Genomic DNA, 21,914 nt, shown 5'->3' with positions numbered 1-21,914 from the left:
CAACTTGAAATCTATTGGGTATATATTATTACTTACAAAGATTCAATTATTCATATTCCAATATAACACCTAAAAAATTGTACGTTTTCTTAATTCATTTAATGATATTATAGTTTTATAAAATAAAATTTTAGATTGATACTCCAGAATGACAAACAACTAATACTGACTCAATAAATGAAGTCTAATAGACTCCCATTAACTTAACTCAAAGAGTTATATATTAAATGCTATTTGGATAAATCCTTCAAAAATAAAAATTTAATTCCAAACTCTCAACAAAAATATTATACATTGAAATTATTGCTAATAAAAACAATATAAGAGCATTATAAAAATAATATAAAAACGTTACTATATAATAAAAAACAAACATCACACTGAATTATATTTCAAAGAAAAAGTATGAACTATATTAAATATCTGCAAAAATAAAAACAAATAAATCATATATTCTTGATGTTTATCAGCATAATTTTATCCCCCCTAAAATAAACGTAATATTTATTTGCCCCAGTTGTTTTAAGATGTTATTTACTTTTTATAAATCTTGGACGATTTGTGCAATCGAATATCTTAATGTTATTAATGTTTTTCTTAAGAGGAAATTATGATGGAATTTCAACAAATTGGACAAATGAGCCTAAAAAATTCAGGCGGATTTGTTGCCAGAATTCTGTTTAGTTATATTGATTCTGATGGCGAAAAGTATTTAAGTAAACAAAGTGATGACATTACTCTTGGAGTAACAAAAACCATTGACCCAGGCGATCTTGGCGTTCCTGATGGCGCGACGGTTTATATGCATGTATTTGTAGTATGGGGTCGTGATAATGAAGCTCATCAAGTTTTTTCATACAAAAAAGGAAGCCAAGCGATTGCCAACTATATGATTAGTGGCACAACATTAAATAATGATCTCGGTTTGATCGATGTTACGCAGTAATACATATAGGCTCTGCATATGCAGAGCCTTATAACCCCCCCATTCTCCTTGTCTAAAATAAAGCTTATCTATTTCATAGACATCCGTGGAAAAATTCATTTCAACAAATTTAATTATAAAACCCAAGAAATAAACCTTTAATTTATAGCAATTTTTATATAAATAATTTACTAATTTAAATATCTAAATTAAACATGATAATCACCCAATTTTTATCATCATTTTTCAACCAAAGCTAAATTCCTGCCAAAATTAATACTAAAATCAATCAAGGATTTTGCCTTAATAATAAGATCAATGAATTCTCAATCATATAATGTGAATAACTCATCTCGTTTATTCCTATTAATTTAAACTAAGGTTCACTGAAAAAATAGGTAAATATTTATCAGAACAGGATACAGAATTAAAAAACAAATAGACTCAATAGTGCGATCTAAATCCATATTTCACCACACGCTAGACCCAATAGATTTCAAGATGGATCGCGACGGCAAAGGAGCGAATCCCCGGGAACATAGATAACTCTGTGACCGGGGTGAGTGAGTGCAGCCAACAAAGAGGCAACTTGAAAGATAACGAGTATATATACATCCCCGACTATTCAGGAGATACTTGTTTTATACCCATTCGCCAGAAAGAGAAAAAACGTGTTCTCACTCAGATCAGGAGGATAAAAGGCCAGATTGACGCACAAAAAGCCTCGATCGAAGATGCAGTTTATCCGCACCGAACATACCTTCGCTGACAAACCGACTGACTTTATTAATCTGTATTCGCGAACACATGACATTGTTTATTCAAAAGGAAAGATTATGAAATCACGAGCCGCTGTTGCATTTGGACCAAGTCAACCCCTTGAAATCGTTGAAATCGATGTTGCCCCACCCCAAGCCGGTGAAGTACTGGTCAAAATCAGTCATACCGGTGTGTGCCACACGGATGCCTTCACCCTGTCAGGGGATGATCCGGAAGGCGTTTTTCCTACCGTACTCGGGCATGAAGGTGCAGGCGTAGTCGTTGAGGTTGGCGAAGGCGTCACCAGCGTTAAACCCGGAGATCACGTTATCCCTCTTTATACCGCGGAATGCGGAGAATGCCTGTTCTGTAAATCAGGAAAAACCAACCTGTGTGTGTCCGTACGGGCAACTCAAGGGAAAGGAGTCATGCCAGATGGCACAACCCGTTTTTCCTACAAAGGGCAGCCTATTTATCATTATATGGGATGCTCCACATTCAGCGAATATACAGTCGTAGCCGAAGTATCACTGGCAAAAATCAACCCAGAAGCAAACCATGAAGAAGTGTGCCTACTGGGCTGCGGTGTCACTACCGGCATTGGTGCCGTGCACAATACAGCTAAAGTGCAACCTAGTGACTCTGTCGCCGTCTTTGGACTCGGCGGCATTGGCCTTGCCGTGATCCAAGGCGCTCGTCAGGCAAAAGCGGGCAGAATCATTGCCATTGATACAAATCCAGCAAAATTTGAGCTGGCAACACAGTTCGGTGCAACCGACTGCCTGAACCCGAATGATTACGACAAACCTATTCAGCAGGTTATTATCGAAATGACGGAATGGGGTGTGGATCACACCTTTGAGTGTATTGGTAATGTCAATGTCATGCGTGCCGCGCTCGAAAGTGCACACCGTGGCTGGGGGCAATCAGTAATTATTGGTGTGGCCGGTGCAGGGCAAGAAATCTCAACCCGACCATTTCAACTAGTCACGGGCCGTTCATGGCGAGGCACCGCCTTTGGCGGTGTTAAAGGCCGCAGTCAGTTGCCTAAAATGGTGGAAGAAGCAATGAAAGGTGAAATTGAATTAAAACCCTTTGTTACTCACACCTTGCCGCTCGAACGCATCAATGAAGCATTCGATTTGATGCATGAGGGAAAATCCATTCGCACAGTCATCCATTACTAAGCTGTTTTACAGGAGTTAAAAACCGTGCTGTAGCAGACGGTTTTTAACGTGAAATGAGTGAACCGGTAAGTTTTACAGAGGAAAAAGAATGGAGAGAATTGAACACCACGCTTGTTTTGGAGGATGGCAGGATGTTTATCAGCACGAATCGGCTGTACTTGGCTGTACCATGAATTTTGCTGTCTACCTTCCTCCTCAAGCTGAACATCAGAAATTACCGGTGCTGTACTGGCTCTCAGGCTTAACATGCAATGAGCAGAATTTCATCACTAAAGCCGGTGCTCAACGTTACGCTGCCGAACAGAGTATTATCCTTGTCGCCCCGGATACCAGCCCGCGCGGTGAAAAAATTGCGGATGATAACGCTTATGATTTGGGTCAGGGAGCCGGTTTTTACCTCAACGCGACACAGCAACCTTGGGCGACGCACTACCGCATGTACGATTATGTGGTGTCAGAGCTACCGGCCCTGATCGAAGCACATTTTCCGGCAACAACCGCTAGGGCCATCAGTGGTCATTCTATGGGCGGCCACGGAGCACTGATGATAGCTCTACGTAATCCAGATCGTTACCGCAGTGCATCGGCCTTTTCACCGATCGTTGCGCCCTCTCAGGTTCCTTGGGGAGAAAAAGCTTTTCGCGCTTACTTGGGCGAAGATCGTGACACATGGAAAGCCTATGATACAGTCGAGCTGCTAGCCAATAGCACTGAACCATTGCATGTGTTAATTGATATCGGTACCGATGACCCGTTTATTGAAGAACAGTTGCGCCCTGAACGACTAAAAGATATATGCGAAAGGACAGGACATCCCTACACACTAAACCTACGCACCGGCTATGACCATAGCTACTATTTCGTCGCCAGTTTTATCGGCGAACATATCGCGTATCATGCCAATACCCTAGTGGCTATCCAGTCAATTTAATACGAGTTCAGATAAAAAGCCTCTGCAAAAACAGAGGCTTATTCTCGTAAATTTACACTTTTACTCTTAGGTAAATCGTTGGGTAGGGCACGTGCGCCCAGTACGGGTTAGCCGTTGCCCTCCCACCGAACCGTACGTGCATATTTCTATGCATACGGCTCTCCATTGGAACAAACAAAGGTTCTTCGATCTGGCAGTGTTCCTCTGTGAAGATCGACGTGACATGTCTGGCAGAGCACTAACGTTTTCCTGTTACGGGCAATCATCAGCTTCTTCCAGTTTTCTGTACCCGCTTTGATATCCTTGAGCTTCCTCACATGGTGGACTTCAAAAGGACCAGTTCTGATACCGCAATATTCACATTGGGACGCTGCCATCCTGTCCAGCAATTCAGTTCTGCCAGAGTATTTATGCGTGTTTGGCAATATATCCGGTGAGCTGTATTTGGGCGCACTTCTGTTCTTGAGTCTGAATACTTCCAACTCATATATCTTTCCATTACGATTTTCCTGATAAACATACCTGCCATCCGCTTGCCTTAATCGCCGTGCAATTTTAGTGCGTGATGTCCGATGTTTACCTGCCAGCGTCTTATAAAGACTATTTTCCCATATCCAGTGCAACTTATTGAGATAGAGAACTGGTGCAAGATTGTAGTAATTCGCATAGCCTCGCATTTCAGCATTATACTGACTAATAATTTCATAGTCAGACATGTGCATCATTGCTGGCCGACTAACGCTGTTACCATATCCGCCGTCGTAATTCCCATAACCGCGTAGAGAGCAGAATTTCTGGATTCTATCCCTCGGTACGCCCAGATGAATATGTTCCGTTATCGTACGTTTTACCGCATGAGTTTTACTTCCATCTGCATTAAGCCCTACAACACATTTGACCTGTTTGCTTTCACGGCGTGTTTTAATTTCATAACCGAGAAACTTAAATCCTTTCTTTGGGTCAATAATGCCGGATTTTTCTTTTGATATTTCCAGATGAAGTTCAGTTTCAACAAAATCGACAACCTCTTTCATTATCTTTTTCGCCTCACTTTTACTTCCTGTCACACCAATTAGAAAATCATCAGCATATCGAACATACCGCATTCTTTTGAATTCAGCATCATCCATAATAACACTGGGTAGTGTGCGCAGTTTTTCCTCCAGTTCATCCGCTTCATGTTTCCATTTTTGGATTTTCTGCTCATCAGCAGGCATTCCAGAAGCTCCGAATCCTTGCCTGATCCATTTAATACGATTTGCCCGATTCTGTAGTGCTCTTTTGTATATGGGATTGGGTTTCCTTCGTTCTCCTTTGCCAAACTCTTTGATTTTATTACTCATAAAATCATCAAGTTCATGGAGGAATACATTGGCAAGGATAGGGGAAATAATCCCACCTTGTGGTGTCCCGCTATGGGTGCCAAAGTAATGCCAATTGTCCAGATAGCCAGCTTTCAGGAACTTCTTGAGAAGCGCCAGAAATTTGTTATCAGCGATCCGCTTGCTCAAAAATTTCAGCAATAAATCGTGGTCAATATTGTCGAAGTAACCTTTGATATCAACATCACATACCCATTTTGTTCCTTTCCAACTGTTTCTGATTTCTTTTAATGCAGAATGACAGGAACGTTTTGGCCTGAATCCATAACTCCAGTCACTAAAGACCGGTTCATAGATTTCTTCCAATAACATTCTCATTACTTCCTGTATTAATTTATCATCTCCAGTAGGAATACCTAATGGGCGTTTCTTCCCATTTGGTTTTCGGGCATCTGTAGGTATGTATATGCGCCTACAAGGTTCGGGTTTATACGTGTTTGAGTTAATAGTTTCAATAAGACTTACGATCCTATTGACGCTCATTTCATCCATCGTATTATTATTTACTCCTCTCGTCATAGCTCCCCGATTGGAATAAATATTGGCATAAGCCTGCGCCCAAAGATCTTTATTGCTGCACATAATTTTATGCAGTTTCCTGATCTTATAACCTTGTATGCTGGCTTTGTTTATACCACTTAAAGCATTGAGTGTTCTCTGTGATAGCACTGACTATCGAACCTCGCTTCTTTTAGTATAGTTCCAACTGACTCCCTTCCCCCTTACGAATATAATTTCACCGATAATTACTTATCGATTTATATATATTTTTCAGATTGGCCAGCCAATTGCCACTCCATTACAGAGTTACGTTGGGTACTATGGAGTCTCCGTTACCTTATTGGTTAATTACTTAACCAACTTAGATAATCCCGTATTTCTTTGTAGTCAAGGTACGTCCCACTTAGGTTCCACTTACGTTCAATTACCACTCTCACCGAGCAGGTGCCAGTATTGTTGGATATAGTGGCCTTCTAATGATAACCACTATAAATATTGGTATGACTCCTGAATAACCGTGAGTCAAAGGCATCCCGAAACCCACTATGAACTATGATTCAACCAATCAGGCTTAACCATATGGGACTTGCAATGGCTGGCGCAAAGTAGGTTATTTCCCCGCAACCAGCCTTTTCCTGACATGCTGCACTCCCCTTCCTCTTTCAAGGTTCAAACCCATTACTGGATAAGGATAAGTCAGGCTTGCAATAGGCACTCCAACAGCCTATGATTAACTCAATAAATTAAATTAACCACTTGATTTACAAAGCAAAAACGGCGCACCTAAAAAGGAATATCATCATCAAAATCCATTGGCGGCTCATTGCTCTGTGGAGCAAAGGATTGAGCTGGACGAGAAGTAGCGCCGCCGCTGAACTGCTGAGCCTGTTGTGGTTGTGATTGTGGCTGCTGTGATTGTGGTTGCTGTGGCTGTCCCCAACTTCCCCCTTGTGGTTGCCCCTCCTGGAAATTACCACCAGCGCGGCCACCCAACATTTGCATGGTACCACCCATGTTTACCACAACTTCAGTGGTGTAACGATCCTGGCCGTTCTGATCCTGCCATTTGCGAGTTTGCAGGGAACCTTCAATATAAACCTGCGAGCCTTTACGCAGGTATTCACCCGCAACTTCTGCCAGTTTGCCGAATAAAACCACCCGGTGCCATTCAGTCTTCTCTTTCATCTCGCCGGTTTGTTTATCGCGCCAGCTTTCAGAAGTCGCCAGAGTAATGTTGGTAACTGCGCCGCCGTTTGGCATGTAGCGGACTTCAGGGTCCTGCCCCAGATTACCAATTAGAATAACTTTGTTTATGCCTCTGCTGGCCATTGGGAATACTCCTGATGAAATGAATTTCTACAATTATTAAGCAACGCAGTTTAACATGCGACGCTAAAAATGAAACGTGACCACTTTAAAGTGGACTTTGCGAAGCTTACCGTACTTTCATACTGTACTTATTACATTATTTCACTTAAATACTGTATATCTAATCAGTCAACTCTGTGTAATAATAACTCACTTATTATTATATACCCTATGGATTTCAAGATGCATCGCGGCGGCAAGGGAGTGAATCCCCGGGAGCATAGCAAACTCTGTGACCAGGGTGAGCGAGTGCAGCCAACAAAGAGGCAACTTGAAAGATGACGGGTATATGCACGTATGAATCATCCGGGAAATAGTTCATGGATAACATCGAAGTTCGGGGCGCACGCACCCATAATCTCAAAAATATCAATCTGATAATTCCCCGAGACAAGCTGATCGTTATCACGGGTTTGTCCGGCTCAGGTAAGTCTTCTCTAGCATTTGACACCCTTTATGCAGAAGGGCAGCGCCGTTATGTTGAATCGCTTTCAGCTTATGCGCGCCAGTTTCTGTCACTGATGGAGAAACCCGATGTTGATCATATTGAAGGATTATCCCCGGCCATTTCCATTGAGCAAAAATCCACTTCCCACAACCCACGTTCAACCGTGGGGACAATTACCGAAATCCATGATTATCTACGTTTGCTGTTTGCCCGAGTAGGTGAACCTCGCTGCCCTGATCACGATATTCCATTGACAGCTCAGACTGTTAGCCAAATGGTAGATAATGTATTAGCACTGCCAGAAGGTAATCGCTTGATGCTGCTGGCACCGATTGTAAAAGAGCGCAAAGGCGAACACACTAAATTACTGGATAATCTGGCAGCACAAGGTTACATCCGCGCGCGCATTGATGGCGAGGTCTGTGATTTATCCGATCCACCAAAACTGGAATTACAGAAGAAACACACCATTGAAGTGGTCATTGATCGTTTTAAAGTTCGCGCCGATCTGGCGCAACGTCTGGCGGAATCTTTTGAAACCGCTCTGGAGCTTTCAGGCGGTACAGCCATTGTCGCCGATATGGATGACGCTCAGGCTGAGGAACTGATTTTCTCCGCCAACTTTGCGTGTCCAACATGTGGCTACAGTATGAGTGAACTGGAACCTCGCTTGTTCTCTTTTAACAACCCAGCCGGTGCTTGCCCAACTTGTGATGGTTTAGGCATTCAGCAATTTTTCGATCCTGACAGAGTGATTCAGAATGGTGATATCTCTCTCGCCGGTGGTGCGATTCGTGGCTGGGATCGCCGTAATTTCTACTATTTCCAGATGCTATGTTCACTGGCAGAACATTATAAATTCGATATTGAAGCATCTTTCAACTCCCTGAGCAGCAGTATTCAGAAAGTGGTGTTGTACGGTTCTGGTAAACAATCTATCGAATTTAAATACATCAATGACCGTGGCGATACCACAGTACGCAACCATCCGTTCGAGGGTGTACTGCATAATATGGAACGCCGCTATAAAGAAACGGAATCCATTGCTGTTCGTGAAGAACTGGCAAAATATATTAGTAATCGCTCATGTATCTCCTGCCACGGAACCCGCTTGCGCAAAGAAGCACGTTACGTATTTATCGAGAATACAACCCTGCCGGAGATTTCAGATTTCAGTATCGGCCATGCGATGAACTTCTTCCAAAATCTCAAACTCAGCGGTCAACGTGCACAAATCGCTGAGAAAGTACTGAAAGAGATCCGCGACCGTCTGAAATTTCTGGTTAATGTTGGTCTGAATTATCTGACACTTTCCCGTTCTGCCGAAACGCTGTCCGGTGGTGAAGCTCAACGTATCCGCCTTGCCAGCCAAATTGGTGCCGGTCTGGTGGGAGTGATGTATGTACTTGATGAACCTTCTATCGGATTGCATCAGCGGGATAATGAACGCTTGCTGGAGACACTGATCCACTTGCGCAACTTGGGAAATACCGTGATTGTGGTTGAACATGATGAAGATGCAATCCGCGCTGCCGACCATATCATTGATATCGGCCCCGGTGCCGGTGTGCATGGTGGCGAAATCGTCGCAGAAGGCACAGTTAAAGATATCATGGTGAGTAAAGATTCACTGACAGGTAAGTTCCTGAGTGGTGAACGAGAAATTGCGATTCCAGAAAAGCGTATTCCGGCAGATCCGGAAAAGATACTGAAACTGATTGGTGCCAAAGGTAATAACCTGAAAAATGTGATGTTCAATCTGCCAGTCGGGTTATTCACTTGTATTACCGGGGTTTCTGGCTCCGGTAAATCGACGCTAATAAATGATACGCTATTCCCCATTGCACAACGTCAGTTAAATGGTGCGACCAATATCAACCCCGCTCCTTATGTTGATATTCAGGGGCTGGAACATTTCGATAAAGTGATTGATATTGACCAGAGTCCGATAGGCCGAACTCCCCGTTCTAACCCAGCAACTTACACCGGCGTATTCACGCCAGTCCGTGAATTATTTTCTGGCGTACCGGAATCCCGTACCCGTGGTTATACACTTGGACGATTCAGTTTTAACGTTAAAGGTGGACGCTGTGAAGCTTGTCAGGGTGATGGCGTGATTAAAGTAGAAATGCACTTCCTACCTGATATTTATGTACCTTGCGATCAATGTAAAGGTAAGCGTTATAACCGTGAAACATTGGAAATAAAATATAAAGGCAAGAATATCAATGAAGTGCTGAATATGACTATCGAAGAAGCTCGTGAATTCTTTGATGCTGTTCCGGCTTTGGCTCGTAAACTGCAAACATTAATGGATGTTGGTCTTTCCTACATTCGTCTGGGGCAATCAGCAACAACGTTATCAGGTGGTGAAGCTCAGCGAGTAAAACTAGCACGCGAGTTATCCAAACGCGGAACTGGACAGACATTATATATTCTTGATGAACCAACAACAGGTTTGCATTTTGCTGATATCCAGCAATTGCTGGCGGTTTTGCATCAGTTACGCGCTCAAGGAAATACTATTGTGGTTATTGAGCACAACCTTGATGTTATTAAAACCGCTGACTGGATCATTGATCTTGGTCCTGAAGGAGGTAGCGGCGGCGGCGAAATTCTGGTTTCTGGCACCCCAGAAGAGGTAGCCGAATGTGAAAAATCACATACCGCCCGTTTCCTGAAACCTATATTGCAGAAAAAAGTATAACGCGCAGGTAGGGGCTTAGTGAGGCCCCTCTATTTCCTGACAGCAACTTCACATATAGTTTTCCCAATAATGACAAGCAATTTTCGCCGCTAATTCAGCGTTATTGAGCACTAATTGAATATTAGAAGACCGGCTATTGCCGCCAGTCAACTCAGCCACTCTGGCTAACAAAAACGGTGTACACTCTTTTCCACTAACTTCCTGCTCAATGGACTCACGCACCGCCTGCTCAATAGCAGCATTAATTTCCTCTTCTGGCATGGCGTACTGCTCAGGGATCGGATTAGCTATCACTAATCCCCCCTGCAATCCAGTACGCCATTTTATCGCCATGACTTGGGCTATCTGTTCTGGGGAATCTAAGCGAGCACTAACCGAAAATGGACTGGTACGACAGAAAAACGCCGGCAAAGAGTGAGTCTGATAACCAATGAGTGGCACACCATGAGTCTCAAGATATTCTGTTGTCAAACCAAGATCCAAAATGGATTTAGCCCCGGCACAAACTACCGCAACACGGGTTTTAGCCAATTCCTGCAAGTCGGCGGAAATATCAAAAGTATGTTCCGCTCCACGGTGCACACCACCAATGCCGCCAGTAGCAAAAATTTTAATGCCCGCCATTTCAGCGATAATCATGGTAGAAGCAACCGTAGTCGCACCGTTTTTTCCAGCAGCGATAACAAAGGGTAAATCACGGCGACTGACTTTCGTCACCTTATAACCTTCTCTACCTAAAAGTTCTATTTCCTCATACGACAATCCTGCTGTCATCCGCCCATTGATGACAGCTATCGTTGCGGGAACAGCTCCATTTTCTCTGACTTTCTGTTCAACCTGTAAGGCAACCTCCACATTCTGCGGATAGGGCATCCCTTGAGCAATAATCGTGGATTCAAACGCTACGACCGGTTGATTATTTGCTAAAGCCTCTGTAACTTCTGGAGAAATATCCAGATACTCATTTCCAATAGCGTGATTTTTCATGATTGTAATTCCAAAAGTTTTTGAACACTGCCATTCGACAGATTTGGATTATTGGTAAATTCACAAGATAGCGTTAACGCAGAACATCCTTGAGCAAAGCGAACACTTTCGGCCAGCGTCATATCCTCCAGCCAACAGCTTACCAACCCGGCCATCATAGCGTCGCCGGCACCTGTTACATTGACAATCTTGATACTGATGGGACGTGACCAGCCGGCCACACCATTATTTTCGCTGAAATAGGCACCGTCCATACCCATGCTGAGCACTAATCGCTGCACGCCCTGATCATGAAACCACTGTGCTACACCAAGAACATCAGAAAGATGGGTTATTTTCATGCCACTAAGCGCCTCTGCCTCTAGGCGATTAGGCTTTAAAGTATGAATATAGGAAAGCCAATTTTTAATTTTAGGTGCTTTAAATGCAGATACCGGATCGACAAATACAGGGACTGTTCCGGCATTGGTAAACAGCCAGGTCAAGGCTTCTTCGGATAAATTGCAATCAATAGCCAGTACACCCGCATGCTGGATAAGATCACAATTATCCACCAACAACGATGGCGTCAGTTTTTCCAGAATATGCATGTCGTTAATGGCAACTAACATCTCGCCATTGTCATCTAATAAAGAGATATAAGTTGAGGTATTCTCACCATGAAGCTTATAGCAATGATCGATGTTGACACCTGCACGTTTGGCTAAATCCAATAAAGTACTACCATAGAAATCATTACCAACCACAGAAATAAGATGACATTCTTTACCTAACAACGCGATATTTTGGGCAATATTTCTCCCTACACCACCAGGTGCACACTTTACTTTTCCTGGGTTAGAATCTGCATAAATTAATTTAGAAGAGGCATAACCACAGACATCCATATTAATAGAACCAACAGCCACCACATAATTGTGATCAGATAAAATATAACCTTTCCCCTTTATATACCCTTTATTCATTAAATTCATAATGTGACCCGCGACACCAGAGCGGCTTATCCCTAAAATATTGGCAATTTCCTGCTGTGGGATCAACGGATCTTGTCTCAGAAGATACAATATTTGCTTTTCCCGGTTCGTCATTTTTAGGCACTTGTTTGTTTCTAAACATACGTTTGTTTTATGCGTGAAACGCAAAACAGTAAAGAAGGATTTTTTACTTTATAACGAAGTTGAGAGAATGATCGTAAGAATGCTTTGCTGAATTTTCAGTCCTATTTTATGTGATAACCATCAAGTTAAATTCTGCTAGAAAACATTTATTCCAGCACTTTGATAATAAATCTGTATTTTATGTTTAAAATAAACCTGATAAAACAAAGGAATAGGAAAATTCTTATCGAATACTAACAAGTGTTTGGCTATGCTTTGAAATAGTCATAAGTATTTTTACCGGATGAAACATATTTCATAAAAAAGTGATCTATTTCACAATAAATAGGGATAGTCGGAGCATTATCAAATAGTATATTATTAGATAAGAAAGTTATCCTATGACCATAATAATCAAAAATTATCGTTTAACTAGGTAATTAAATTCAATAAAATAACTATGAAAGTATATTGTCATTACCATTAAGAGTGGTACATAAAAGAACTGAATTCTATGATATATAGAACTCAATGCTTAGTATCTACCTAATTTTTCTGCAATTCATGTTAGCAAGGTTTAAGTAAGAATAAATAATTACCATTAATCTCGGTAGTCAAAATATATTTGATACCAATATTTATCTATTTAAATTTTATTTTTAAAATATGACTAAAGTATCGGAACCCATTATTTTTTTACATCGAATCCACCATTATTAATATTATCTTGAATAGGAAGCCCTAATTTCTCTATTACTGAACCATCATCTCCCAGATCTCCAGAATACTCTTCACCAATAAACTCTTCCGATTTTCTGTCAAACCACACAATGTTTAACTTTAACCCCATAACTCACCTCATAAAAATTTTTTAATGTTACGCTTTCTCCCTCCACTTTATTTAAGATTAGTGATACTAGTTAATAGTTTAATTAATAATTGCAGGGTGAAAAAACACAGAGAAAAAATATTATAATTCAATTGATTGAAGTTAAAATTAAGCACACCATACACGGTACGCTTCTAAAGAGGGTATACTACTATTTTACAAAACTGCCGCTCACAATCGTCAACAGCAGCTCATTTACATTAAAATTTATTACTTATTTACCGCCGCAAATGTTTCAGTAATACGTGCAACATTACGGTGATTAACACCCGCCATACAAACCCGGCCATTACCAACCAGATAAACAGCAAACTCTTGGCGCAAACGATCCGCCTGTTTCTGACTAAAACCGGTATAGCTGAACATCCCGCGCTGTTTTAGAAAATACTCAAAGTTTTTCTCTGGTAATGTGGTTTTCAAGGTATCCACCAGCACTGTGCGCATTTCCAAAATACGCAAGCGCATACGCTCAACTTCTTCCAACCACTGCGCTTTCAATGCGGGATCAGTCAGCACCTTAGCGACAACCTGTGCACCAAAATTCGGCGGGCTAGAGTAGACACGACGTACACCCGCTTTCAGTTGCCCCAATACTTGCTCTTTAATCTGCTCACCATCACAAATGACAGATAAGCCACCGACGCGTTCACCATACATGGAGAATATCTTCGAAAAAGAATTACTTACCAGACAAGGCAATCCGGCTGTCGCCATAGCACGAATGGCATAAGCATCTTTTTCCATACCATCAGCAAGTCCCTGATAAGCAATATCAAGGAATGGCAGTAATTCTCTCTCTTTAACAATCTGAACAACCTGATCCCACTGATCATAGGTCAGGTCAGATCCTGTTGGATTATGGCAACAAGGGTGCATCACAATAATGCTTTTTGCTGGTAATTTCCCGAACGTTTCCAACATCTCACTGAATTTTACCCCTTTGGTCTGTGTATCAAAATAAGGGTAATAATTCACCTTAATACCAGCACCTGCAAAAATAGCAGCATGGTTTTCCCAGGTTGGATCACTGCACCATACTTCTGAATCAGGGAAGTAGCGACGCAAAAAATCAGCACCAATTTTAAGGGCGCCAGAACCGCCTAATGTTTGAATGGTTGCCACTTGCTGCTGTTTCAACACCGGATGATCTTTACCAAATAACAGTTCCTGAACCGCAAGACGATATGATGTCAATCCTTCCATCGGCAGATAAAGAGAGGCAGTCTGCGATAACGCTCTAAGTTGTTCTTCTGCGGTAGCTACCGACTGCAATTGCGGAGTCACACCCTGCTCATCGTAATAAAGCCCGATGCTCAGATTAATTTTTTCCGCACGAGGATCTTTTTTAAATTCTTCAGCCAGCGAAAGAATAGGATCACCGGCATAAGCATCAACATTCTGGAACATCAGGCTTTACTCCTTATTAGTGAGTTACTTAAGAACAATATAACCTACAACATCATTCGTCCAGGTACTCCATTACCACTCTGGAAGTGAGTTTGGTCACCAACTCATAAGTAATGATACCAGTGCATTCAGCAACCCGTTCCACTGGCAACACATCTCCCCAGAGGACCACTTCATCACCGACGTTATCTGTCGCATCTGGCCCCAAATCAACAGAGATCATATCCATCGAGACACGGCCAGCAATCGGCACTTCACGGCCATTAATATATATTGGTGTCCCTGAAGGAGCACTACGCGGATAACCATCACCATAACCGATAGCCACAACCCCCAGACGTGTATCATGTTCACTAACCCAAGTCCCGCCATAACCGACTGACTCGCCAGCTTTATGCTTACGAACAGCAATTAAGCTCGATTTTAAGGTCATCGCTGGGATCAGGTTAAAATCCGTGGCCGTTTTATCAGACAATGGCGATACACCATACATCATCAGCCCAGGACGCACCCAATCCTGATGGACTTCTGGCCACAACAGGATACCTCCCGATGCATCAATAGATTTTTCTCCCGGTTTGTCAGCACAGAAAGCTTGAAAACAGGCTATCTGTTGGCAAGTTGTGTCTGCCGTTGGTTCATCAGCCCTGCCAAAATGGCTAACAATATTAACGGGTTGCTGCACATTTTTACAACGACTCAGCCGTTCGTAGAAATCTTCTGCATCTTCCGGCCGTATGCCAAGGCGATGCATTCCACTGTCAAGTTTCATCCACACTTTTACCGGATGAGTTAACTCAGCCTGTTCCAGTGCCTCCAGTTGTTCAATGCTGTGAACCACAGTCTCAATCTGGTTGGCTACCAACACCGGCAGATCAACCGCACCAAAACATCCTTCTAATAATAGAATCGGTTTGACGACACCACCATTACGCAACGTCAATGCTTCACCAATTCGCGCTACACCGAAACAATCGGCATCTTCCAGCGTATGTGCTGTTTCTAGTAAACCATGGCCATAAGCGTTTGCTTTCACAACTGCAATCAGATTACTTTTAGGGGCAAGCTCCCTTACCCGTTGCAGGTTATGTCGCAGAGCGCGGCGGTCAATAACTGCGGTTGCCGCTTTCATTCTATTCCTTAATTTATTGATTCTTTGGTGGTGAGTACTTATTCGTCGTCATAACTGGGTCCGGCATAGTTATCAAACCGCGACCATTGACCATTAAACGTCAGGCGAACTGTACCAATTGGGCCGTTACGCTGCTTACCAAGAATGATTTCAGCCACACCTTTCATGTCGCTGTTCTCATGGTAAACCTCGTCACGGTAGATAAACATGATCAGATCAGCATCCTGCTCAATAGAACCGGATTCACGTAAATCGGAGTTAACTGGACGTTTATCCGCACGTTGTTCAAGGCTACGGTTGAGCTGAGAAAGTGCAACCACCGGCACCTGAAGCTCCTTAGCCAACGCCTTCAATGAACGGGAAATCTCTGCAATCTCCAAGGTACGGTTATCTGATAAGGACGGAACCCGCATCAATTGCAGGTAGTCGATCATGATGAGACTCAATCCACCATTTTCACGAAAAACACGCCGGGCGCGGGAACGGACTTCGGTAGGCGTCAGACCCGACGAGTCATCAATATACATATTGCGTTTTTCCAGCAGTATTCCCATCGTACTGGAGATCCGCGCCCAATCCTCATCATCAAGCTGGCCGGTGCGGATACGAGTTTGATCCACTCGAGAAAGAGATGCCAACATACGCATCATGATCTGGTTGCCAGGCATCTCAAGGCTGAAAATCAGAACCGGCTTATCCTGCATCATAGCTGCATTTTCACACAGGTTCATAGCGAAAGTGGTTTTACCCATAGAAGGACGAGCGGCCACAATAATCAGATCCGATTTCTGTAACCCCGCGGTTTTCTTATCCAGATCCTGATAACCGGTAGAAACACCGGTTACGCCATCATGAGGGCGCTGATAGAGTTGTTCAATTCGTTCGACGGTTTCCTCAAGGATACGCTCTATCCCTTTTGGCCCTTCATCTTTGCTGGCCCGGTTTTCTGCGATCTGGAATACTCGTGATTCAGCCAGATCCAATAATTCTTCGCTGCTCCTGCCCTGAGGATCATAACCGGCATCCGCAATTTCATTCGCAACGGCGATCATATCGCGGACAACAGCACGTTCACGGACAATATCTGCATAAGCGTTAATGTTAGCGGCACTTGGCGTATTTTTTGATAACTCGGCCAGATAAGCAAAACCACCTACATTACTTAGATCACCACTTTGCTCAAGAGATTCAGATAACGTAATCAGATCGATTGGATTACCCATCTCCAGCAATCGCTGCATTTCAGAAAAAATGCGCCGGTGTGGACGGCTGAAAAAATCATTGCTAGTAACACGTTCGGATACATTATCCCAGCGCTCGTTATCTAACATTAAACCGCCTAACACGGATTGCTCTGCTTCCAAAGAGTGTGGCGGAAGCTTCAGTCCTTCCATTTGGCGATCTTTAGGTTCGACCGCTTTGTTGTGAGTTGATTTTTTTCCCGCCATGAATCCCGCAATAATCTACTGATAAATCTGCAACAGGACACGAGTATACGCTATGAAGTGCCTTGAGTAATTACATATAGTTTGTAATTATTTCTGACACACTAAAGCCCGTTTACAATGAGTTCAACTGTTACGTACAAGCGTTCCACCAACATTTAAGAGGTTGAGTCATGGCAAGACATATCGAATTTTCTACAACTGGTGGCCCTGAAACCCTGAAATATTGTGAATTTACACCTGTAGATCCTGCTAATAATGAAGTACAAATAGAAAACAGAGCTATTGGAATCAACTACATCGACACTTATATTCGTAGTGGACTCTATCCACCAGCACAATTACCTAGCGGTCTGGGGACTGAAGCCGCAGGCGTCGTTACCAAAGTTGGTTCTGCGGTCACTACCCTAAAAGTCGGTGATCGCGTGGTTTATGCACAATCAACTTTGGGTGCTTACAGTGAAGTGCATAATGTCGCGGAAAATAAAGTCACTGTTCTGCCTGATACTATCTCCTTCGAGCAAGCTGCTGCTTCTTTTTTAAAAGGACTGACGGTTTATTATCTTCTACGCCGTACCTACAAAATTCAGCCAGGAGAAATCTTTTTATTTCATGCCGCTGCGGGTGGCGTTGGGCTAATTGCTTGCCAATGGGCAAAAACTTTAGGTGCAAAACTTATTGGGACAGTTGGCTCTGATGAGAAAGCACAACTCGCTAAAAATGCCGGAGCATGGCAGGTAATTAACTATAACCGTGAAAATATTGTCGAACGGGTTCATGAAATTACCCATGATGAGAAAGTCGGTGTAGTTTATGATTCGGTTGGTAAATCCACCTGGCTGGATTCACTGGATTGCTTGAAACGTCACGGATTGATGGTCAGCTTTGGCAATGCATCCGGGCCAGTTACTGGTGTTGATTTGGGGATTTTAAACCAGAAAGGCTCACTGTTTGTTACCCGTCCTTCTATCGCTGGCTATATTTCAACACGCGAAGAGTTGGATGAAGCAAGTAAAGAATTATTTGATCTGATTGCTAGCGGCAAAATTAATGTCGATGTACCAGAAAATCAGAAGTTCCCATTAAGTGAAGCAACAAGGGCACATCAGATTCTGGAAAGTCGAGCAACACAAGGGTCAAGTTTACTAATCCCTTAACGGTAAGTTGAGCGGATTATTAACTAAGCCAGCAAGTCTAATATACTCGTTATCTTTCAAGTTGCCTTTTGTGGCTGCACTCACTCACCCCGGTCACATAGTTATCTATTTTCCCGGGGATTCGCTCCCTTGCCGTTGCGATGTATCTTGAAATCCATAGGAGATAGACAGAGCAATACCCCTATTGGTAGGACGTACCTCATGCAGATAAGTAACGATAAGATTGAGGCGCTGTTACCCCTTGACCAAGCATATTTAAAGGCAAAGGCTTATCGTATTTTTTAACATTACCAATACTAATTGCGACAGCCTTTTCTCTTCCCTCAAAATAACTATCAAAAAAATCCTTCGTTGTACCTGCAAATTTATGAGTCATTTCCCATACAACGGAAGGAGAGTTAGAAATGATCTCTTTAATTTCAAACTCACCGACAATCATTCCTATCGGCATAGTTGCATATATAACAACGGATTGAACTTGATTATTCTTAAAAGCAACTTTCCTAAATTCAAATTTCTTTGAGCCATCAAGTATTCTATCAACATATTCTGGCTTAATTGATAATAAAACTTTCATTCACTTCACTCAGTTTGATAATTTTATTAAATTGATCATTGGTTAATTTCATTACACCCCAATAATCACCATTATTTAAACCGACTTCGTTAATGAGTCTATCACGAATAATCCTTTTGGGTAAAGCCATATTATAAGTAAATCTTATTATGTATGGGTACTTTCTTATTCTATATTTTTCAATTAATTCATTTTCACTAAAGACACTAAATTTACTACAATAATCAATATAACTTCCTAGCGTTGAGAACTCATTAATACACCTGACTTCTTCAACAACGCAAAGTGAACTAATCACAGATCTATATCGTGCTGCCCCTTGTTTATCAGTCGTTCTATATATAACAATGATATCCCCTCTCTTCATATGAAGGACATCTTTCATTGCACATATATATATTTTATGAATACTATTGGTATGTGAAACATCCCGAACAATATCAGGTGACTCAGTGAAAAGCCGCGAGTCAGGGAAAAGGCGTGTATGAAATTCTGGATATATTGATAATAAATATTTATTTTTTTCTTTATTAACTATCAACGGATAGTCAAGAAGAATATCACCATTTGTCAATGTTAAGTCTCTAACATATACAAACTCTATACCATTATCTGTACGTTTTTCGCCATGCTTATAGAAACCATATTTTTCAAATAAGCGAATAAGGTAATCATGTTTTTCAAAAACAGTCACATAGATATTATCAACTTCCATCACTATTGCTGTATCGAATACCTTCTTTATAAAACGCTGTCCACGCAATGTCCCTTTTGATTCAAATTTAAATGTACCTATTTTAAGATGAGTATTACCAGGTAAAGGAGGATCAACATCTGAAACATTATTCTCAAGTTTTAAATAAAGAAACCCTTCTATTTTACCAGTAGTATCATACAATACATAAGCTGATTCATTATTTCTAGCTTTCTTATTTAACCAATCTGGAAATTCAATATAACTTTCTTTTAATGAGTCGAAAAAAATGTCATTATGATTGAAATAGCTGAATTTTTCATATCTTAAACTATCCATAAACATCTAGCCTCCAAAAGGGTAATTTTTCGTTCTGGTGTAACAGCCTAGTGGTTTTACCACACCAGTGCTCTTATGTTTGTATTCTAATGTTATCCAAACATAAAAGTTTCATCTTGAATAACGTCTCTTCTTTACAAGCTATCATTAGTTACTTACCTTACTATTAGATATTTATTTAGTATCCATTAAGCAATCAATAACTTCTGGGTATCTTAGTCCTTGTCTACCGTTAATAATCATAATATATCATTATCAAAAAAATAGAAATGCCTAATATTAATACATTTCGTGCTGAATAATACCTAACAAGCCAGTTGCTATGTACTTACTATCAGCAAGAATCACGTAAACTGGGATATTATTACCCGGAACAGTTTTCCAAATTCCAATATGGCAAAATTAATTTATTCGAGCAGTTTCACAAAAATATATGGATATCTGTTTTTGCCCGATAATGGGAAGCTAATCCGGAAAAGCAGATTAAAGCACGGCAAAAAATCATGCGATATCTATCAATATTTTAATACTTAAGTCCCACATATAACTGTAACTTAACGGTAAAATGAACGGATATTACATCCGCTCAGTCACCATAGCTAACGCCTGCTCCACAACAGAAATATTTGCCCCCGGTTTGTGGGCATTCTCACTAAGATGACGACGCCACTGACGCGCCCCCGGAATCCCCTGAAAAATACCCAAAATATGGCGAGTAATATGACCTAAATATGTCCCTTGTGAAAGTTCTCGCTCTATATAAGGATAAAGCGCTTTGACTACCGCAACGGTATCAACTACCGGAATTGCAGCATCAAATAATTCATGATCAACCTGTGCCAAAATAGCCGGATTCTGGTACGCCTCACGCCCAACCATAACACCATCCACATGTTGCAAATGCTGTTTCGCTTCTTCCAGCGATTTAATACCGCCATTAATAGCAATCGTTAATTGAGGAAAATCCTTTTTCAATTGATAAACTCGCGGATAATCCAGCGGTGGAATCTCACGGTTTTCTTTTGGACTCAGACCAGAAAGCCAGGCTTTGCGGGCATGAATGGTAAATATATTGCAACCACTATGCTGCACAACGGTATCAATAAAATCACACAGGAATTCATAGCTGTCCTGTTCATCAATACCAATACGGGTTTTAACAGTCACCGGCACACTGACCACATCTTGCATTGCCTTGACACAATCAGCAACCCGTTTAGCTTCTGCCATCAAGCAAGCACCAAAGCGACCATTTTGTACCCGATCAGAAGGACAACCCACATTCAGGTTAATTTCATCATAGCCGTGCTCCTGAGCAATTTTCGCACAATGAGCCAATGCCTGCGGATCACTGCCACCCAGTTGCAATGCCACCGGATGCTCTTCTTCACTATATGCCAGATAATTGCCTTTGCCATGAATAATCGCCCCCGTTGTTACCATTTCGGTATACAACAGAGTTTGTTTACTCAACAAACGATGGAAATAACGGCAGTGACGATCTGTCCAATCCAGCATCGGGGCGACGGAGAACCGGCCTTGCCATAACTTATTGGAAATATTGGTTTCTCCGTTCTTTTCAATTTCTTTACTTTCGTACATTTTTACTAATTTTACTCTGCCAGCTCCCCAAATATCATAGGGAACCAGACGCGGAAATAGTGGAAATATCACCTACTATAACATAGATGCCGATAGTATTAGCAGGCATCATTGCACTGTTGGGGCTAAAGTGGATGGAAAATATATTTATCTGGAGAATCACATCTCTATTTTGTGAAATAAAATAACAAACTATCCTTCCAGATGTTTAGCATCATATAAGGCTATTAAAATTGTTAGGGAATTTTAATTATATACCCGTCATCTTTCAAGTTGCTTCTTTGTTGGCTGCGTTCACTTACCCCAGTCACATAGTTATCTATGCTCCTGGGGATGCGTTCTCTTGCTGCCGCGATGCATCTTGAAATCCATAGGGTATA

15 protein-coding genes and 1 pseudogene are annotated in these 21,914 nt (G+C 41.8%); 5 read left to right on the top strand and 11 right to left on the bottom strand.

The genetic code is table 11. The features are described from left to right. The first annotated feature begins 613 nt into the window (after positions 1-613). The 3 genes from AM629_RS12215 to fghA all read left to right on the top strand — a co-directional run bounded on the left by AM629_RS12215 (position 614) and on the right by fghA (position 3,802). On the top strand, positions 614-946 hold the full coding sequence (locus AM629_RS12215) for a hypothetical protein (RefSeq protein WP_054479294.1): 333 nt from the start codon (positions 614-616) through the stop codon (positions 944-946). A gap of 815 nt (positions 947-1,761) precedes the next feature. Then, the gene (locus AM629_RS12205) at positions 1,762-2,871 is read left to right on the top strand and encodes an S-(hydroxymethyl)glutathione dehydrogenase/class III alcohol dehydrogenase (RefSeq protein WP_054479292.1); all 1,110 of its coding nucleotides are present in this window, start codon (positions 1,762-1,764) and stop codon (positions 2,869-2,871) included. 88 nt (positions 2,872-2,959) lie between these two features. Beyond that, positions 2,960-3,802, top strand: a complete 843-nt coding sequence (gene fghA / locus AM629_RS12200; protein WP_054479291.1) for an S-formylglutathione hydrolase — start codon at positions 2,960-2,962, stop codon at positions 3,800-3,802. Positions 3,803-3,948: 146 nt separating this feature from the next. Here the strand turns inward: fghA and AM629_RS12195 are convergent, their stop codons facing one another. Both AM629_RS12195 and AM629_RS12190 read right to left on the bottom strand, forming a co-directional pair. Continuing rightward, the gene (locus AM629_RS12195) at positions 3,949-5,853 is read right to left on the bottom strand and encodes a reverse transcriptase domain-containing protein (RefSeq protein WP_054479289.1); all 1,905 of its coding nucleotides are present in this window, start codon (positions 5,851-5,853) and stop codon (positions 3,949-3,951) included. Between the two features lie 615 nt (positions 5,854-6,468). Then, on the bottom strand, positions 6,469-7,014 hold the full coding sequence (locus AM629_RS12190; protein ID WP_054479287.1) for a single-stranded DNA-binding protein: 546 nt from the start codon (positions 7,012-7,014) through the stop codon (positions 6,469-6,471). A gap of 359 nt (positions 7,015-7,373) precedes the next feature. Between AM629_RS12190 and uvrA the strand changes: the two genes are divergently transcribed. Then, complete coding sequence (gene uvrA / locus AM629_RS12185; RefSeq protein WP_054479284.1) at positions 7,374-10,208, top strand: excinuclease ABC subunit UvrA; 2,835 nt, start codon at positions 7,374-7,376, stop codon at positions 10,206-10,208. A gap of 48 nt (positions 10,209-10,256) precedes the next feature. Here the strand turns inward: uvrA and AM629_RS12180 are convergent, their stop codons facing one another. From AM629_RS12180 to dnaB, 6 genes and pseudogenes are all read right to left on the bottom strand, one after another. Next, positions 10,257-11,195 (bottom strand): pseudouridine-5'-phosphate glycosidase, encoded by a 939-nt coding sequence (locus AM629_RS12180; protein WP_054479282.1) that lies wholly within the window; start codon positions 11,193-11,195, stop codon positions 10,257-10,259. Continuing rightward, complete coding sequence (locus AM629_RS12175) at positions 11,192-12,283, bottom strand: PfkB family carbohydrate kinase (protein WP_054479280.1); 1,092 nt, start codon at positions 12,281-12,283, stop codon at positions 11,192-11,194. Before AM629_RS12175 ends, AM629_RS12180 begins: the two co-directional genes overlap by 4 nt. A 655-nt stretch (positions 12,284-12,938) precedes the next feature. Continuing rightward, a pseudogene (locus AM629_RS12170) lies at positions 12,939-13,142 on the bottom strand (colicin E3-like toxin immunity protein). Positions 13,143-13,391: 249 nt separating this feature from the next. Next, positions 13,392-14,588 (bottom strand): amino acid aminotransferase, encoded by a 1,197-nt coding sequence (locus AM629_RS12165; protein ID WP_054479277.1) that lies wholly within the window; start codon positions 14,586-14,588, stop codon positions 13,392-13,394. 52 nt (positions 14,589-14,640) lie between these two features. Next, complete coding sequence (gene alr / locus AM629_RS12160; RefSeq protein ID WP_054479275.1) at positions 14,641-15,720, bottom strand: alanine racemase; 1,080 nt, start codon at positions 15,718-15,720, stop codon at positions 14,641-14,643. 38 nt (positions 15,721-15,758) lie between these two features. Continuing rightward, the gene (dnaB, locus tag AM629_RS12155; RefSeq protein ID WP_054479273.1) at positions 15,759-17,168 is read right to left on the bottom strand and encodes a replicative DNA helicase; all 1,410 of its coding nucleotides are present in this window, start codon (positions 17,166-17,168) and stop codon (positions 15,759-15,761) included. Between the two features lie 170 nt (positions 17,169-17,338). Between dnaB and AM629_RS12150 the strand changes: the two genes are divergently transcribed. Then, complete coding sequence (locus tag AM629_RS12150) at positions 17,339-18,322, top strand: quinone oxidoreductase (protein ID WP_054479272.1); 984 nt, start codon at positions 17,339-17,341, stop codon at positions 18,320-18,322. 199 nt (positions 18,323-18,521) lie between these two features. Here AM629_RS12150 and AM629_RS12145 read toward each other — a convergent pair whose 3' ends face one another. From AM629_RS12145 to dusA, 3 genes are all read right to left on the bottom strand, one after another. Then, on the bottom strand, positions 18,522-18,899 hold the full coding sequence (locus AM629_RS12145; RefSeq protein ID WP_054479270.1) for an ASCH domain-containing protein: 378 nt from the start codon (positions 18,897-18,899) through the stop codon (positions 18,522-18,524). Beyond that, positions 18,877-19,932, bottom strand: a complete 1,056-nt coding sequence (locus AM629_RS12140; RefSeq protein WP_054479345.1) for an N-acetyltransferase — start codon at positions 19,930-19,932, stop codon at positions 18,877-18,879. Before AM629_RS12140 ends, AM629_RS12145 begins: the two co-directional genes overlap by 23 nt. Positions 19,933-20,508: 576 nt before the next feature. Next, a complete protein-coding gene (gene dusA / locus AM629_RS12135; RefSeq protein WP_054479268.1) occupies positions 20,509-21,534 on the bottom strand; it encodes a tRNA dihydrouridine(20/20a) synthase DusA in 1,026 nt (341 codons plus the stop codon). Between the last annotated feature and the right edge of the window lie 380 nt (positions 21,535-21,914).

This window comes from Photorhabdus heterorhabditis (assembly GCF_001280945.1).
In the GTDB taxonomy this organism is placed as follows: Bacteria; Pseudomonadota; Gammaproteobacteria; order Enterobacterales; family Enterobacteriaceae; genus Photorhabdus; species Photorhabdus heterorhabditis.
This window is presented reverse-complemented; position numbering and strand designations above follow the sequence as displayed.

Coding starts and splice junctions, on each gene's coding strand:
- AM629_RS12215 (WP_054479294.1), top strand. CDS start 614: ATGGAATTTCAACAAATTGGACAAATGAGCCTAAAAAATTCAGGCGGA.
- AM629_RS12205 (WP_054479292.1), top strand. CDS start 1,762: ATGAAATCACGAGCCGCTGTTGCATTTGGACCAAGTCAACCCCTTGAA.
- fghA (WP_054479291.1), top strand. CDS start 2,960: ATGGAGAGAATTGAACACCACGCTTGTTTTGGAGGATGGCAGGATGTT.
- AM629_RS12190 (WP_054479287.1), bottom strand. CDS start 7,014: ATGGCCAGCAGAGGCATAAACAAAGTTATTCTAATTGGTAATCTGGGG.
- uvrA (WP_054479284.1), top strand. CDS start 7,374: ATGGATAACATCGAAGTTCGGGGCGCACGCACCCATAATCTCAAAAAT.
- AM629_RS12180 (WP_054479282.1), bottom strand. CDS start 11,195: ATGAAAAATCACGCTATTGGAAATGAGTATCTGGATATTTCTCCAGAA.
- AM629_RS12175 (WP_054479280.1), bottom strand. CDS start 12,283: ATGACGAACCGGGAAAAGCAAATATTGTATCTTCTGAGACAAGATCCG.
- AM629_RS12165 (WP_054479277.1), bottom strand. CDS start 14,588: ATGTTCCAGAATGTTGATGCTTATGCCGGTGATCCTATTCTTTCGCTG.
- alr (WP_054479275.1), bottom strand. CDS start 15,720: ATGAAAGCGGCAACCGCAGTTATTGACCGCCGCGCTCTGCGACATAAC.
- dnaB (WP_054479273.1), bottom strand. CDS start 17,168: ATGGCGGGAAAAAAATCAACTCACAACAAAGCGGTCGAACCTAAAGAT.
- AM629_RS12150 (WP_054479272.1), top strand. CDS start 17,339: ATGGCAAGACATATCGAATTTTCTACAACTGGTGGCCCTGAAACCCTG.
- AM629_RS12145 (WP_054479270.1), bottom strand. CDS start 18,899: ATGAAAGTTTTATTATCAATTAAGCCAGAATATGTTGATAGAATACTT.
- AM629_RS12140 (WP_054479345.1), bottom strand. CDS start 19,932: ATGGATAGTTTAAGATATGAAAAATTCAGCTATTTCAATCATAATGAC.
- dusA (WP_054479268.1), bottom strand. CDS start 21,534: ATGTACGAAAGTAAAGAAATTGAAAAGAACGGAGAAACCAATATTTCC.